A 15,986-nucleotide genomic window follows, 5' to 3' on the forward strand; every position below is an offset into this window, starting at 1 on the left:
ATCCGGAATATCTGCCGGACGTGACCAAAATGCCTCGCATTTGACGGTTTTGCAGGCGAGGTCTCCAAGTTCGCTTGCCCGGCGCGGCGTCTTGCTTCAAAATATCTGCTTCCTTCACAACTTTGGAGAGTTACCCATTCGCCGTCCCAATAGAGCCCCGCCCACAGTCGCCAAAGATGGGCCGCGCACCAATGACGACATCCGCAACGCACAGGTCCAACTGATTGATCAGGACGGTACCAACAAGGGCACCGTCGAAACCGTGGTGGCCATCCGCATGGCCATGGATGCCGGGATGGATCTCGTCGAGATTTCGCCGAACACCAGCCCCCCCGTCTGCAAGATCATGGACTACGGGAAGTACAAGTATTCCGCGCAGAAGAAGGCCGCCGAAGCCCGCAAGAAGCAGAAGGTCGTCGAGATCAAGGAGATCAAGCTCCGCCCGATGATCGACGATCACGACTATGACGTGAAGATGCGCGCGATGCAGCGCTTCTTCGAGGAAGGCGACAAGGTCAAGATCACCTTGCGCTACCGCGGCCGTGAAATGGCGCACCAGGAGATCGGCACCAAGCTGCTCGACAAGGTGAAGGCCGACGTCGCCGAGTTCGCCAAGGTCGAGCAGGATGCGAGGTTCGAGGGACGCCAGGTCGTGATGGTGCTCGCGCCGCGGTAGTTCGAATCTATCGATTGCGCAAAGGAACAGCCCGTCAGATCGTCCGGCGGGCTGTTTCGTTTGAGCTGCCGGGGCAAGGCCGGCTTCGACCGCGCTGGAACCGGCGCACCCCTCGGCTCGCTTCGGGGCGTCGGCACCCGGTTCGGCGTTGCAAAACCGCGTTTCCTCTGCCATAAGCGCGGCTTCGTCGCCCGGCTGATCAAGGGCTGCCGTGGCGACGTTTCGTGCGGGTTCTTTCAATTCGGAAAAAACCTCAGCACTTTCAACGCTCTAACGAGCATTTTAGCCGGCCGGACGCCTTTCGGGGCGATTTTCGTGTTGCGGCTTGAAGGAGAGCCAAATGCCCAAGTTGAAGACCAAGTCGGGCGCTAAAAAGCGCTTCAAGGTGACTGCCACCGGCAAGGTCATGCACGCCCAGCGTGGCAAGCGCCACGGCATGATCAAGCGGACGACCAAGCAGATTCGTCAGCTCCGTGGCACCCGCGTGCTGTTCAAGACCGACGGCGACAACGTCAAGAAGTACTTCTTGCCGAACGCCTGATCACGAAAGCCGCTTGAACCCGCCGCGTTCGCGCGGCGACCTGTCACCTCTTCCAAGATCCAAGGATTTCAGTCATGTCTCGCGTCAAACGCGGTGTGACCGCTCACGCCAAGCACAAGAAGGTCTACAAGGCCGCCAAAGGCTATTACGGCCGCCGCAAGAACACGATCCGCGTCGCCAAGCAGGCGGTCGAAAAGGCTGCCCAGTACGCATTCCGCGACCGCAAGCGCAAGAAGCGTACCTTCCGCGCTCTCTGGATCCAGCGCATCAACGCTGCGGTCCGCCCGTTCGGCATGACCTACAGCGTCTTTATCAACGGCCTTGCCAAGTCAGGCATCACCGTCGACCGCAAGGTGCTGTCGGATCTCGCCATCGCCGAACCCGCTGCGTTCCAGGCGATCGCCGAGAAGGCCAAGGCGGCGCTCGCGGCCTGACGCCTGCGCGCTCAACGGGCCCTGCGGCCCGCGGCCTTCAGCGCCTTTTGCGAGTACCGCTGGGCGACCTCCGCCCGGCAAAACGCTGTGAACGAGAGATACATCGTGCCGGATTGATTCCGGTACTTCCGATCACAGACCCGCATCTCGCGTTGATAGGCCTGCTTCTGCGCGGTTTTGAGGCGACGCATGAAGTCTGCCTCGCACTTCTTCTCGACGGCGGCGCCGAGTTGGACATCGCCGCTCGCGCCGTACTCGCAATCCCTGAACACCTTCATCGCACGCTCGCATCCGCGCTCGGCGTTGATGGCGTCAATGATCTCGTCCTGCGTCATGGACTTGTCCTGACAGACCGCAGCGCCCGCCGGAGTCCCTGCGACCGACATAACGACAGCCAGAAAGGCCGCACCAGGTCCAATCCGCATCGCGAGCTCCTTTTCCGCCTTGGTACGGCATCCGCACGAGAGGGTTCAACGCAGCCGATCATCTGCCCGAAATGACCGGCTTTTTGCTTGACGTTACGGCCTTCGGGCGGCGACAACCCAGCCGAAATTCGGCAGCAGGGACTTGACCATGTCCGACCTCGTAACGCTCGAAACATCCATTCTCGACCAGATCGCCGCCGCCGGCGACGAAGCCGCCCTCGAGGCGGTGCGCGTCGCAGCGCTCGGCAAGAAGGGTTCGATCTCCGCCCTGCTCGCAACCCTCGGCAAGATGTCGCCGGAGGAGCGCAAGACGCAAGGCGCGGCGATCAACCTCGCCAAGGATGCGGTGACGCAGGCGCTCAACGCGCGGCGCGAGGTGCTGAAGCAGGCCGCGCTCGATACGCGCCTCGCCGCCGAGACCATCGACGTCACGCTGCCGCTGCGCGAGACCGCCGCGGAGAGCGGTCGCATCCATCCGTTGAGCCAGGTCTGGGACGAGCTCACCACGATTTTCGCCGACATGGGGTTCTCGATCGCCGAGGGTCCCGACATCGAGACCGACGACTACAATTTCACGAAGCTGAATTTCCCCGAGGGACATCCGGCGCGGGAAATGCACGACACCTTCTTCTTCAATCCGAAGCAGGACGGCTCGCGGATGCTTTTGCGTACGCACACCTCGCCCGTGCAGGTGCGCACCATGCTGACCCAGAAGCCGCCGATCCGCGTGGTTTGCCCCGGACGCACCTATCGAATCGATTCCGATGCGACGCACACGCCGCAATTCCACCAGGTCGAGGGCCTCGTCATCGACAAGCAGTCGCATCTCGGGCACCTCAAATGGATCCTGCACGAGTTCTGCAAGGCATTCTTCGAGGTCGATCACATCAACATGCGCTTCCGGCCCTCGTTCTTTCCGTTCACCGAGCCGTCCCTCGAGGTCGACATCCAGTGCCGCCGCGACAAGGGCGAGATCCGCTTCGGCGAGGGCGAGGACTGGCTCGAGATTCTCGGTTGCGGCATGGTGCATCCAAATGTGCTGCGCGCCTGCGGCATCGATCCCGACGTCTACCAGGGCTTTGCCTGGGGCATGGGCATCGACCGCATCGCAATGCTGAAATACGGCATCGCCGATCTGCGCCAGCTGTTCGAGAATGACGTACGCTGGCTGAACCACTACGGCTTCAAGCCGCTGGACGTGCCGACGATCGCGGGGGGATTGAGTTCGTGAATCTGAGCGCCGTCCCGGAGCAATATCGCGGCTTGCGGTCGTTCGCGTTCGGCGACGGGCCGGCTTTGGCCGACGAGTTGCTCGATCTCGTCATCCGGGGCGTCAAGACCGCGACATGCAGCACCGAGGACGAGCCCAACACCTCGACACCCGGCGAACGCTGGATCGTGCTCGACGGCCGCGGAGAGCCGCGCTGCATCATTGAAACGACCGAAGTGAGCTATCGCCGCTTCGGCGAGGTCGATGCGGCTTTTGCCTTTGAGGAGGGCGAAGGCGATCGCAGTCTCGACCACTGGCGCAACGCGCATCGCAATTACTTTGGCCGGCAAGGCAAGTTTTGCGAGGGCATGATGCTGATGTGCGAGCGCTTTCGCCTGATCGAGGTTTTCAGCGACGCCGAACAGACGTCATGAGCGAATTGCGTGAGCTGATGCTAGGTTTTGTTTTGCCCTTTCTCACGACTGATGTCGCGGAGAGAGCCCCCACCCCAACCCTTCCCCGCAAGCGTGAGAGGGGACAAGAGAAACCATTGTCATGAAGTTCACCCTCTCCTGGCTGAAGGAACATCTCGACACCGACGAGCCGCTCGAGAAGCTCGCAGACAAGCTCACCATGATCGGGCTTGAGGTCGAGAGCATCGAGGACAAGGCGAGACAGCTTTCGCCGTTCACGATCGCGCGCGTCATCTCGGCTGAGCAGCATCCGAATGCGGACCGCTTGCGCGTGTGCATGGTCGACACCGGCGACGGCAGCGCCCCTGTGCAGGTGGTGTGCGGCGCGCCGAATGCGCGTGCCGGCCTGATCAGCGTGTTTTCGCCACCCGGCAGCTACATTCCCGGCAAGAACATCACGCTCGGCATCGGCACCATCAGGGGCGTCGAGAGCCGCGGCATGCTCTGTTCGGCGGCCGAACTGCAGATCTCCGAGGACCATGACGGCATCATGGAGCTGCCGGGTGATGCGCCGGTCGGCAAGGGCTATGCGGACTGGGCCGGGCTCGGCGATCCCGTCATCGAGATCAACCTGACGCCGAACCGGCAGGACTGCGCCGGCGTGCACGGCATCGCTCGCGATCTCTCTGCCGCCGACATGGGGAAGCTCAAGGATCCCGCAATCAAGCCGATCAAGGGCGAATTCCCCTGTCCCGTGCAGGTGACGGTGGAGGACGCCACGCTTTGCCCGGGCTTTGCGCTGCGCCTGGTACGCGGGGTGAAGAACGGCCCCTCGCCGGAATGGCTGCAAAAGCGGCTGACCTCGATCGGACTGCGCCCGATCAACGCGCTGGTCGACATCACCAACTTCATGACCTATGACCGCGCGCGCCCGCTGCACGTGTTCGACGCCAAAAAGGTGAAGGGCAACCTCACCGTCCGCCGCGCCAGGGACGGCGAGACCTTGCTGGCGCTGGACGGCCGTACCTACACGCTCGACAACGGCGTCTGCGTCATTGCCGACGAGCACGGGGTCGAATCGCTCGCCGGCATCATGGGCGGCGAGGCCTCGGGCTGCGACGACAACACCACCGACGTGCTGATCGAATCGGCGCTGTGGAACGAGATCAACATCGCTCAGAGCGGCCGCAAGCTCGGCATCAATTCGGATGCGCGCTATCGCTTCGAGCGCGGCGTCGACCCGGCGTTCATGGTGCCGGGTCTCGAGCTCGCGACGAAAATGGTCATGGATCTCTGCGGCGGCACGCCGTCGGAGAATATCGTGGTCGGCAAGCGTTTTGGCGAAGACCGCGTGATCGATTTCCCGCTCACCGAGGTCAAGCGCCTCGCCGGGATCGAGGTGCCGCTGGTCGAGATCAAGCTGATCCTCAGTCGGCTCGGCTTCATGATGGCCGGCAACGGCCCGGTCGTGAAGGTCGCGATTCCCTCCTGGCGCACCGACGTACAGGGCAAGGCCGACATCGTCGAGGAGATCGTGCGGATCGTCGGTGTCGACAAGGTGCCGATGACCCCGTTCGAGCGCGGCGAGGAGCCGCGCAAGCCGGTGTTGACGCCGATTCAGCTCCGCACCCGGCGCGCCAAGCGCGCACTCGCGGCGCGCGGCATCGTCGAAGCCGTGACCTGGTCTTTCATCACCAGGCCCGCGGCTGAACTGTTCGGTGGCGGACAGGCGGAGCTCGCTCTCGCCAATCCGATCGCCTCCGACATGTCCGACATGCGGCCGAGCCTGCTGCCCGGCCTCGTCGCAGCCGTTCAGGCGAATATCAACCGCGGCTATCCCGACGTCGCGCTGTTCGAGGTCGGCCAGGTGTTCCGCGGCGACAGACCGGAGGACCAGTTCGTAGCAGCCTCCGGCGTACGCCACGGTTATGCATCATCGAAAGGACCAGGACGTCACTGGTCCGGTTCGGCAATCACTGACGCGATGGACGCGAAGGCCGATGCCTTCGCGGTGCTCGCGGCGGCCGGCGCGCCGATGCAGGCGTTGCAAGTCGTTCCCGGCGGCCCTGCCTGGCTGCATCCCGGACGCTCCGCCACCATCCAGATCGGTCCGCAGAACGTGCTCGGCTATTTTGGCGAGTTGCATCCCCGCGCGCTCGAGACGCTTGGCGCCGATGGCCCGATGATCGCTTTCGAGCTGATCCTGGAGCGCATCCCGGAAGGAAAGCAGAAGGCAACCCGCGCCAGGCCGCCGATCGAGTTCTCCGCGTTCCAGCCGGTGTCGCGCGACTTCGCCTTCATCGTCGATCGCAGCGTCAAGGCAGGCGACATCGTTCGGTCGGCGCAGAACGTCGACAAGAAGCTGATATCAGGCGTGACCGTGTTCGACGTCTATGAGGGCAAGGGCATCGACCCCGACAAGAAGTCGATCGCGATCGCGGTGACGATCCAGCCTCGCGAGAAGACGCTGACCGATCAGGAGATCGACGCGGTCGCCGCCAAGATCGTGGCCGAGGTCACGAAGAAGACCGGCGGCACGTTGCGCGGATAACCCGGAGACGGGGCGGTATCCTTCCTCTTCTCCTCCGACGTCATCACAAATAGCGTGCTCGCGCTCTGCGTCGTCGCCTTCGTCTCCGGCACCTCGCGCGGCTTTTCCGGCTTCGGCGCGGCTGATCTGGCTGCGGTCATCGTCGACCTGCCCGCGCTTGATGGCATCTTGCGCGGTGGCTAGGCTCTGCCTCGCAATAACGAGAAACCCCCGGGAGGCACCGATGATCGACCGCCGCAACGCGTTGAAACTGGCGCTCGGCAGCGCCGCCCTGCTCGCGGCGCCCGCCGCGCTCGGACAAGCCGCAAAGCCGCGCACCCGCATCGTGTTCCTCGGCACCAAGGGCGGGCCGCGGGTCGGCGTCGGCGCCTCGAACCCCGCCAATCTCGTCGTCGTCAATGACACGCCGTTCGTGATCGACTGCGGCATGGGTGTCAGCCGCCAGCTCGTCAGCGCGGGCGTACCGATCCCTTCCGTGAAATACATCTTCATCAGCCACCATCATTCCGATCACAACCTCGAATACGGCAACCTCGTCTACAACGCCTGGGCGGCCGGCCTGTCGACGCCGATCAATTCGTTCGGTCCGAAGGGCATCGAGACGATGACGAAGGAATTTTGGGAGCTCAACAAGTTCGACGTCGAAACCCGAATCGAGGATGAGGGCCGTCCGGACCCGCGCAAGCTGCTGATCGCCAAGGACATCACGGATGACGGCGTGGTGCTGAAGACATCAGACGTGACGGTCACCGCGTTCCGCACGCCGCATCCGCCGATCGTGGACAATTTCGCATACAAGTTCGAGACGCCCGACGGCACTATCGTGTTCTCCAGCGATACCGCCTACAATCCCAGGCTCGCCGAATTCGCCAGGGGCGCCGACGTGCTGGTCCACGAATGCCTCTATGTTCCGGCGGTCGATCGCCTCGTTCTCAAGACCAAGAACGGCGCGACGCTGAAGAAGCACCTGCTCGAGAGCCACACCACGACCGAAGATGTCGGCCGCATCGCCGCCGCGGCGGGCGTGAAGCTACTGGTGATGAGCCATTTCGTCCCCGGCGACGATCCGCTCGTCACTGACGACAACTGGACCGAAGACGTGAAGAAGAATTTTTCGGGTCGCATCTTGGTGGCCAAGGATTTGATGGAGCTGAAGCTACCGGTGTGAGCGGCGGCCAACCTTTTCATCCTCCCCTTCAGTGACTGTGAATCGGAATCTCACCCCCGTCATGCTGACGAGCGCGGCACGCACGTCTCGAAGCACGACGGCCGCGGCTTTCGGCCGCGGCATCAATTCATCGGTGACGCTGCTTGGGCCCGTCCGCGCCGCGATCGCTGTTTCGGTGGCGGCGCCTCGGGCGCGACGTCCCTCAACGCACCAATCCGCCGCAGCGCCGCCTCCGCGGCGCGCTCGCCGCTCTCCCAGGCGCCGTCGATCGTGCCCCACAGCGTTTCATGCGTGGCCTCGCCGGCGAGATACATGCAGCCGACCGGCTCGGCCAAAGCCCTTCGCGCTTGCTGCGCACCGGGAGCGGCGACCGACATCGCGCCAAGGATGAACGGCGAGGCGTTCCAGCGCGTCACGCTCGTCTTCTTCACGGCACTGGCGACTTCGCTGCCGTAAAGCTTGCTCAGCCATTCGACCGCGAAGGCGGCCATCGCCTGCTCGCCCTGCGCCGAGAGATCGCGGCCGAAGGAGCCCGCGACATCGAGCGTGCACAGCGACGAGCCGCCGATATTGGCAAACAGCAATGCCGTCTTGTTCGAATTGCTTTGCTCGATGATAACGTCGTCGCGCGCAAGACCCAGCGGATTGCCCGCGACCTGAAGCGCGATGCGGTCGTAGCTCCCGAGGCTGAGCTTGGAAGCGGCCTCGGTCACGCGCCTGGGCAATTCGGGGTCGAATCTGATGTTGCCGCTTGCGAGAACATTACTCGACACCGTGACGATGGCCGCTCGCGCCTTGATCTTGCCGGACGGCGTGTTGACCTCGACGTCGCGATTGCTCCAGGACATGCGCTGCGCCGGCGTCGACAGCGCCAGCGGAAGTTGCTCGCCCAGTTTTGCGATCAGCGTCCCCAATCCCTGGCGGCAGGCGATCGCGGCGTTGCGATCTTGCGCGCGCGCCTTGTCGACGGAGGACATCTCCTTCAGATCCTTGCCGCTGAAGCTCGCGCCAAGCAGGAATTCCGTCGTGCCGGTCCAATCGCCGAGATCCTTCGGCAGTGCCGCCGCGCAAGCGACGTCGGACTTGCGCGAGGCATCATCGATGGCGCGGCTGGCACGCACCAGGGCTGCGAGAAACTCCTCGGTCTCGCCGGGCCGGGCGTAGCGGCGGCCGATGCGGATCTTCTGGCCCGACGGCACGGTGATGATCTCGAGGCCGGCCGCGCGCGCAAGGCGGATCATCGGATTGGTTTCGAGATTATGCATCCAGCGCGCACCGCGATCGAACGGCACCTCGAAGGTCGCAGCATCGGTCTGGCAGCGCCCGCCGATCCGGTTCGCCGCTTCCACCACGATCGCCTTGCGGTTCGCCGCCGCGATCCGTCGCGCCGCAGCAATGCCGGCAGCGCCGGCGCCGATCACCACGATATCGGCTTCGCGCGGCGCCGGTGCGGCGAGAACCCGGCCGCCAAGCGCAGGCGCGAGCGCGAGGCCTGCAGACGCCGACAGGAAATCGCGGCGGGTGATTGTCATGGCATGGTTTCCGGGGACTTTGCAAAAAATGGAACGCTTCGCGAACTGTGCAGCATCTCACCGTTCACAGCAACTATCATGGTAAATCAACCATGATTGATCCGTCATAGGCATGAACTAAATTGAAACGGCTAGCGACCATGATAATGGAACACAAGCGGTCGTAGAGCCGCAGGGAGATTCCATGGGGGTAATGCTCGATACCGTCGGCAAGTTGATTGCGCGCTACCTGGAAAAGGAAATCCGGGGCTATGAGCCGTTCACGCCGAGCGATCCGGAACATCTGCGCGGCGTCATCCAGCCAGGCGACGTCTTGCTGGTCGAAGGCAACAACCGGATTTCCGGCATCATCAAATATCTCACGCAGTCGACCTGGTCGCATGCCGCGCTCTATGTCGGGCCGATCGACGGTGCCTTCGAAGCCGACGGCGAACAGCATGTGCTGATCGAGGCCAATATCGGCGAGGGCGTCACCTCTTCGGCGCTATCAAAATACTATGCCTATCACACGCGCGTTTGCCGCCCGGTCGGACTGTCCTACGAGGATCGCACCACGGTGTGCCGCTATGCCATCAACCGCATCGGCTTCGGCTACGACACCAAGAACATCGTCGACCTCGCGCGCTATCTGTTTCCGCTGCCGATCCCGCAGCGCTGGCGGCGGCGCATGATTGCGTTCGGTTCGGGTGATCCGACCAAGATCATCTGTTCGGCCCTGATCGCGCAGGCGTTCGACGCGGTGCGCTATCCGATCCTGCCCAAGATCACGCGCGCCGCGAGCCGCAAGGCGCGCCGCGAGATCCTGCATATCCGCGATTCTTCGCTCTACATGCCGCGCGACTTCGACATTTCGCCCTATTTCGAGGTCGTCAAACCCACCATCGTGCAAGGCTTCGATTACACCGCGCTGCACTGGGCCGACAAGCAAAAGCCGCTCCAGGAGGTAGCGGGCGAGTTCAGTGTGTTTCCAGAAGTCCAGCCGCCGCCGCTTATTGCTGAGGAGATTGACGAAGAGGCGCCGCTTCCGGCTGCGGCTGCGAAAGTGAAGGCCGCGGAGCCGACGTCCGTTTAAATGTTTGGTCAAGCTTGATGCATTCCGTCCCACGATTCGAAGGATGCGCTATGGGACAGGTTATAGACGGCGCGCTGCCACGGCGGGGCGGTCCGTCGAGCAATACAAAATAGTCAAGAGCGACTGAGAGCACTCGCCAAAGGCTCAACCATCCGGCTATTTCCACATCGACATCGCTGAGCTTCAGACCGCGCCGGCGAGCCCTATCCCTATACGTCGCATCACGAACACGCGTTTTGCCCGCCGATTTCGTCCCCGTATAGCATGCGGCGGTTCTGCGAATGTTTTACCCTGGTCGCATCGACAACGAACGGAGCTGGAATTTTCGATGGCGCGTGCCGCAATGATCTCGCGAAGGCTGTTTGCCGCTCTCCTTGTGGCGACCGCGGTCTCCACCACCGCATTCGGGCAGCAGCAGCGCCGCTTCTACGTGCCGCCGGTCGCGGGCTCCGTTCGCAGCGTGGCCGCCGAAGGCGGCATGGTGGTGGCGCAGGAAAATCTCGCGGCGCGGATCGGGGCCGACATCCTGCGGCAAGGCGGCAATGCGGTCGACGCCGCGGTCGCAACCGGTTTTACGATGGCGGTCACCTATCCGCGCGCCGGGAATATCGGCGGCGGCGGCTTCATGGTCATCCATCTCGCCGAGCGCAACGAGGACGTCGCGATCGACTATCGCGAGACCGCGCCGCAGACCGCGACATCCGACATGTTCCTGGGTGCCGACGGCAAGCCCGATCCCGACAAGTCGCGCAACTCCGCGCTCGGCATCGGTGTGCCTGGTACGGTCGCCGGCCTGGCGCTGGCGCTGGAGAAGTACGGCTCCGGCAAGTTCACGCTGGCGCAGATCCTCAAGCCCGCGATCGATCTGGCGCGCGACGGGTTTGTCGTCACCGATGACACCGCTGATACGCTGCCCGACATGTATCGCCGCATGTCACGCTGGCCGAACTCAGCGACCATCTTTTCCCGCGCCGACGGCACGCCGCTGCACGAGGGCGACCTGCTGATCCAGAGCGATCTGACGGCGACACTGACGGCGATTTGCGAGCAGGGCCCGCGGGCCTTCTACGAGGGCGCGGTCGCCGAACAGCTCGTCAAGGCCATCAGGGGCGCCGGCGGCATCATCAGCCTCGACGACCTGAAATCCTACCGGGCGGTCATCCGCGCGCCGGTGCGCGGGACCTATCGCGGCTATGACATCGTCTCGATGCCGCTGCCGTCATCCGGCGGCATCGTCCTCCTGGAAATCCTGAACATCCTGGAAGGCTTTCCGATGTCCGACATGACGCAGGGCTCGGCAGCCTCGCTGCATGTCATGATCGAGGCGATGAAGCGCGGCTATGCGGACCGGGCGCGCCTTCTCGGCGATCTCGCCTTTGTCGACGCGCCGACGCAGATCCTCATCGCCAAGGATTACGCGGCCAAGCAACGCGCCAGCATCGATCTCACGCGCGCCACGCCCTGGGCCGGCTCGCTGGATGCGAGGCCGCTGCGCGAGGGCAGCAACACCACGCACTATTCCGTCATCGACGCCAAAGGCAACGCGGTCAGCAACACCTACACGCTCAACTTCCCCTATGGCCTCGGCCTGGTCGCCGAAGGCACCGGCGTGCTGCTCAATAACGAGCTCGACGATTTCACCGCCGCTCCCGGCGCCTCCAATGCCTTCGGCCTGGTCGGCTTCGAGGCCAACCTGCCCGGTCCGGGCAAGCGGCCATTGTCGTCGATGTCACCGACCATCGTGCTGAAGGACGGCAAGCCGGTGCTGGTGACGGGTTCGCCCGGCGGCAGCCGCATCATCTCGGCGGTGACGCAGGTGATCGTCGACGTCATCGACTACCGGATGGACGTCGCCGCCGCCGTCGCAGCGCCTCGGCTGCATCATCAATGGCTGCCCGATGAAGTCCGGGTCGAGCGCGGCTTTCCCGACGATGTGCTCGCCGAATTGAGGGCCAAGGGCCACAGACTGGTCGAGCCGCTCGGCTATTCCTCCGCCAATTCGATTCTTGTCACCCCCGACGGCCCGCGTGGCGGGGCGGATCCGCGCACGCGTGGGTCGGAAGCAGCCGCGCAATGAAACACAGGGTTGACGAAGCGCAAGTCAGCCGGCCGTCCTGAGCCATAGAGATTAGACATAGCGCCGCGTCGATGCGCCTTTGCGCGCGCGGTCACATCGCTATAAATTGGCCGCTCTCCGTCCTGGTCCGGCCGCGGATGCCAAAGAGCCGGCGACAAGTTCCTCCGAGGAAATGCGCATGAGTACGGCCGAGCCATCCAGGGCAATTGAAGTCGCCGAGATCGAAGACACAAGCCTCCTCGCCTTCTATCGCGACATGAACCTGCCGGAGCGGCGCACCTTCTGGGCCTGCGCATCGGGCTGGGCGCTCGACGGCATGGATTTCATGATCTATCCGCTGGTGATCGGCACGATCATTGCGCTGTGGAAGGTCGATGCCGGCACCGCCGGGCTCGCGGGCACCGTGACGTTGCTGGCGTCCGCGGTCGGCGGCTGGCTCGGCGGTTATCTCTCCGACCGCATCGGCCGGGTGAAGACGCTGCAGCTCACCATCCTCTGGTTCTCCTTCTTCTCGCTGGTCTGCGCCGTCGTGCAGAACTTTGAACAGCTGCTGGTCGCGCGAGCACTGCTCGGCCTCGGCTTCGGCGGCGAATGGGCCGCCGGCGCCGTGCTGATGGGCGAGGCCATCCGCCCGCAATATCGCGGGCGCGCGGTAGGCTCCGTGCAATCCGGATGGGCGGTCGGCTGGGGCCTTGCCGTGCTGGCGCAAGCGGTGCTGTTCTCGATCCTGCCGGCGGAAAGCGCCTGGCGCTGGATGTTCGTGATCGGCGCGCTGCCCGCGCTGCTCGTGTTTTATCTCCGCCGTTACGTCACCGAGCCGGAAATCTCCGCCGCGGCGCGGGCGCAGCATCAGGCGTCCGGCGGCGGCCCCGCACTGTGGGAAATCTTTCACGGTCCGATCCTGAAGACCACGATCCTGGCATCCCTGGTTGGAACCGGCATGCAGGGCGGCTATTACGCGATCACGTTCTGGGTGCCGCGTTTCCTCACCACCGAGCGCAAGCTTTCAGTGGTGGGCTCGACCGGCTATCTCGCGACCCTGATCATCGGCTCCTTCGTCGGCTATCTCGTCGGCGCCTGGCTGGCCGACCGGATCGGCCGCCGCAACCTGTTCCTGACCTTCTCGCTCGGCGCCATCGCCGTGGTGTTGCTCTATACCCAGCTCCCGCTCTCCAACGAGGTGCTTTGGGTGTTGGGCTTCCCGCTCGGCTTCTTCGCCTCGGGCTATTTCTCTGGCATGGGCGCGTTCCTCACCGAACTCTATCCGACGCGGCTGCGCGGCTCGGGCCAGGGCTTCTGCTACAATTTTGGCCGCGGCATCGGCGCGCTGTTCCCGTTCCTGGTCGGTGCGCTCTCGACCACGACGTCGCTTGCCAACGCGATCGCGATCTTCGCGGTGGCGGCCTATGGCGTATTCTTCATTGCCGCCTACGCGCTGCCCGAGACGCGCGGGCGTGTGCTTCATGCCGACAGCTGAGGCACGATGACCGCGCGGAGAGATACCCTCGCCCCAACCCGATTCCACAGGGAGCGAGGGTCGTCGTCTTGTGCGTCCCTCACAGGAGGCTTCCATGACATCACTCAAAGGCAAGACGCTGTTCATCTCGGGTGCAAGCCGCGGCATCGGGCTTGCGATTGCGCTCAGGGCGGCGCGTGATGGTGCCAACATCGCGATCGCCGCGAAGACGACCGAACCGCATCCGAAGCTCAAGGGCACGATCTACACCGCTGCCGACGAGATTCGCGCCGCCGGCGGCAACGCGCTGCCGGTGGTCTGCGATATCCGTGACGAGGCGCAGGTGATGGCGTCGATCGAAAAGACCGTCGCCGCGTTCGGCGGCATCGACATCTGCGTCAACAATGCCAGCGCCATCAGCCTGACCAACTCGCAGGCGACCGACATGAAGCGGTTCGACCTGATGATGGGCATCAACACCCGCGGCACCTTCATGGTGTCGAAATATTGCATCCCGCATCTGAAGAAAGCGCAGAATCCCCACATCCTGATGCTGTCGCCGCCGCTCGACATGAAGACGAAATGGTTCGAGAATTCGACTGCCTACACCATGGCGAAGTTCGGCATGAGCATGTGCGTGCTGGGGCTTGCCGGTGAGCTGAAACCCGCCGGCGTCGCCGTCAATGCACTGTGGCCGCGCACCACGATCGCGACCGCCGCAGTCGGCAACCTGCTCGGCGGCGATGCCATGATGCGTGCCAGCCGGACGCCTGACATCATGGGCGACGCGGCCCATGCCATCGTCACCAAGCCGTCGCGCGAGTTCACCGGCCAATTCTGCATCGACGACAAGGTGCTCTATGCCGCCGGTGTGCGTGACTTCGAGCCCTATCGCGTCGATCGCTCGGTGCCGCTGATGTCGGATTTCTTCGTCCCCGATGACGACGTGCCGCCGCCCGGCGTCACCGTGCAGCCGCTGCCATCGAGGTAATGACGACGCGGGTTCGGTGAACGGAGGAATGGTGGGCTGGCGGCTTCGAACGGCTGTCGCGGTGGGACTGGCAGTTCCATTGGTCGCCGCTGCCTACTTCCGCGTCGATCGCGCGATCCGCGTCGCCACGGCCGTGGTCGCGCATAATGTCTGCTCGAAGACGTTCGTCTCCGGCTTCGATCCACAAGCCGTATTTGCGGAAACGATGGAACGCGAAGGCCTTCGACGGCTGAGGCCGGTGCTGACGTTCCGGCTCGATCGCGCCGCGAGGACCGTCGATACGTCCGCGCTTGGGCTGACCAGCCGTGCCGTGTTCCGTGAGGGGTTCGGCTGCGTTCTCCTGAATGGATCAAAACCGCCCTATTTCCTCAAAAGCGATCTCGATGCGCTCAGGACGCCGAAGGCACCAGCGCTGCTGCCCGAGATCGCAGGATCGGAAATCGTCGAACCGGAAGCTCCCGCGCTGAAGGCTGCGCTTGATCACGCTTTCGAGGAACCCGTCGAGCCGCCGTTCCGCAGGACCAAGGCGGTTGTCGTGGTCCGCGAGGGCAAGGTGATCGCCGAGCGCTATGCCAACGGCGTGGGCGTCGACACACAGCTGCTTGGATTCTCGATGACGAAATCCGTCGTCAACGCGCTGATCGGGCTGTTGACCCAGCAGGGCCTGACCTCCCCCTCGCTTCCGGCGCCGATTCCCGAATGGCGTGGTGCATCCGATCCGCGGCGCGAGATCGAGGTCGAGCACTTGCTGCGTATGACCACCGGGCTGGCGCTCGACGAGACCAACTCCGGGTTCGATCCGTCGAGCCAGACGATCTATCTCGAGCCTGACACCGCCGCCACTGCCGTCAATGCGCCGAGCGTCGCTCCACCCGGCAAGCGCTGGCGCTATTCCAGTCCCACGACGCAGGTGCTCGCGCGCATCATCCGCGACGCGACCGGCGGACCCGAGAAGGCGCTCGCCTTCGCCTGGCGCGAATTGTTCAATCCGCTCGGCATGCGCAATGTCACGCTCGAATTCGACGGTGCGGGCACGCTGCTCGGCTCCACCTACATGCTCGCCAGCGCGCGGGATTGGGCCAAGTTCGGGCTGCTCTATCTCAACGACGGTGTGGTCGGCGGCAGGCGGATGCTGCACGAGGACTGGGTGGATTTCTCGGCAGCGGCAACGCTCGACACCGACTACGGCGCAGGCTTCTGGACCAACCGCAGCGAGCATCCGAACGCCAAAGCACGCGCCCGGCTCGGCATCCCGCGCGACGCGTTCTTTGCATCAGGCGATCTTGGCCAGCGCATCGTGGTGATGCCGACGCAGCGCCTCGTCGTCGTGAGGCTCGGAGACAGCGTCGATCCCAGCGGCGACATGCGCGGCCTCGCTCGCCTCGTGAAAGAAGTCATCGCGGCTCTCCAGCCGTGACTGCGCGTTGCGCTGCGGACCGG

The 15,986-nt window shown here is 64.1% G+C and carries 15 protein-coding genes; 13 read left to right on the plus strand and 2 right to left on the minus strand.

Annotated features, from left to right (window positions below; translation table 11 throughout):
* Nucleotides 1–136: 136 nt before the first annotated feature.
* The 3 genes from infC to rplT all read left to right on the plus strand — a co-directional run bounded on the left by infC (nt 137) and on the right by rplT (nt 1,651).
* Nucleotides 137–676: a translation initiation factor IF-3 gene (infC, locus tag JQ553_RS04235; RefSeq protein WP_212498809.1), complete on the plus strand. Its 540-nt coding sequence runs from the start codon at nt 137–139 to the stop codon at nt 674–676.
* Between the two features lie 340 nt (nt 677–1,016).
* Nucleotides 1,017–1,217 (plus strand): 50S ribosomal protein L35, encoded by a 201-nt coding sequence (gene rpmI, locus JQ553_RS04240; protein ID WP_212498599.1) that lies wholly within the window; start codon nt 1,017–1,019, stop codon nt 1,215–1,217.
* 74 nt (nt 1,218–1,291) lie between these two features.
* Nucleotides 1,292–1,651, plus strand: a complete 360-nt coding sequence (rplT, locus tag JQ553_RS04245) for a 50S ribosomal protein L20 (protein WP_212498600.1) — start codon at nt 1,292–1,294, stop codon at nt 1,649–1,651.
* A gap of 11 nt (nt 1,652–1,662) precedes the next feature.
* On the opposite strand, the gene JQ553_RS04250 is transcribed toward rplT, so the two are convergent.
* Nucleotides 1,663–2,076: a hypothetical protein gene (locus tag JQ553_RS04250; protein WP_212498601.1), complete on the minus strand. Its 414-nt coding sequence runs from the start codon at nt 2,074–2,076 to the stop codon at nt 1,663–1,665.
* 148 nt (nt 2,077–2,224) lie between these two features.
* Between JQ553_RS04250 and pheS the strand changes: the two genes are divergently transcribed.
* The 5 genes from pheS (at nt 2,225) to JQ553_RS04270 (ending at nt 7,418) form a co-directional block, all read left to right on the plus strand.
* Complete coding sequence (pheS, locus tag JQ553_RS04255; RefSeq protein WP_212498602.1) at nt 2,225–3,307, plus strand: phenylalanine--tRNA ligase subunit alpha; 1,083 nt, start codon at nt 2,225–2,227, stop codon at nt 3,305–3,307.
* A gap of 2 nt (nt 3,308–3,309) precedes the next feature.
* Entirely contained in the window at nt 3,310–3,720 is a 411-nt protein-coding gene (locus tag JQ553_RS04260; protein ID WP_212498810.1) for an ASCH domain-containing protein, read from the plus strand.
* 121 nt (nt 3,721–3,841) lie between these two features.
* Nucleotides 3,842–6,250: a phenylalanine--tRNA ligase subunit beta gene (gene pheT, locus JQ553_RS04265; protein ID WP_212498603.1), complete on the plus strand. Its 2,409-nt coding sequence runs from the start codon at nt 3,842–3,844 to the stop codon at nt 6,248–6,250.
* Between the two features lie 54 nt (nt 6,251–6,304).
* Nucleotides 6,305–6,433: a hypothetical protein gene (locus JQ553_RS34835; RefSeq protein ID WP_283817206.1), complete on the plus strand. Its 129-nt coding sequence runs from the start codon at nt 6,305–6,307 to the stop codon at nt 6,431–6,433.
* A 40-nt stretch (nt 6,434–6,473) separates the two neighbouring features.
* Entirely contained in the window at nt 6,474–7,418 is a 945-nt protein-coding gene (locus tag JQ553_RS04270; protein ID WP_212498604.1) for an MBL fold metallo-hydrolase, read from the plus strand.
* Between the two features lie 122 nt (nt 7,419–7,540).
* Here JQ553_RS04270 and JQ553_RS04275 read toward each other — a convergent pair whose 3' ends face one another.
* Nucleotides 7,541–8,950 carry an NAD(P)/FAD-dependent oxidoreductase gene (locus JQ553_RS04275; RefSeq protein ID WP_212498605.1) on the minus strand — a complete coding sequence of 470 codons (1,410 nt, stop codon included), beginning with the start codon at nt 8,948–8,950 and terminating at the stop codon, nt 7,541–7,543.
* A gap of 184 nt (nt 8,951–9,134) precedes the next feature.
* On the opposite strand from JQ553_RS04275, the gene JQ553_RS04280 reads away from it, so the two are divergent.
* The 5 genes from JQ553_RS04280 (at nt 9,135) to JQ553_RS04300 (ending at nt 15,963) form a co-directional block, all read left to right on the plus strand.
* The gene (locus JQ553_RS04280) at nt 9,135–10,022 is read left to right on the plus strand and encodes a YiiX/YebB-like N1pC/P60 family cysteine hydrolase (RefSeq protein ID WP_249143912.1); all 888 of its coding nucleotides are present in this window, start codon (nt 9,135–9,137) and stop codon (nt 10,020–10,022) included.
* Between the two features lie 328 nt (nt 10,023–10,350).
* The gene (gene ggt, locus JQ553_RS04285) at nt 10,351–12,099 is read left to right on the plus strand and encodes a gamma-glutamyltransferase (protein ID WP_212498606.1); all 1,749 of its coding nucleotides are present in this window, start codon (nt 10,351–10,353) and stop codon (nt 12,097–12,099) included.
* Between the two features lie 178 nt (nt 12,100–12,277).
* On the plus strand, nt 12,278–13,576 hold the full coding sequence (locus JQ553_RS04290) for an MFS transporter (RefSeq protein ID WP_212498607.1): 1,299 nt from the start codon (nt 12,278–12,280) through the stop codon (nt 13,574–13,576).
* A 94-nt stretch (nt 13,577–13,670) separates the two neighbouring features.
* Nucleotides 13,671–14,546, plus strand: coding sequence for an NAD(P)-dependent oxidoreductase (locus JQ553_RS04295; protein ID WP_212498608.1), 876 nt, complete (start codon nt 13,671–13,673; stop codon nt 14,544–14,546).
* A 61-nt stretch (nt 14,547–14,607) separates the two neighbouring features.
* A complete protein-coding gene (locus tag JQ553_RS04300) occupies nt 14,608–15,963 on the plus strand; it encodes a serine hydrolase (RefSeq protein ID WP_312015084.1) in 1,356 nt (451 codons plus the stop codon).
* The last annotated feature ends 23 nt before the right edge of the window (nt 15,964–15,986 follow it).

Origin of the sequence: Bradyrhizobium lablabi (assembly GCF_018131005.1) — a bacterium.
Taxonomy (GTDB): Bacteria; Pseudomonadota; Alphaproteobacteria; order Rhizobiales; family Xanthobacteraceae; genus Bradyrhizobium; species Bradyrhizobium lablabi_D.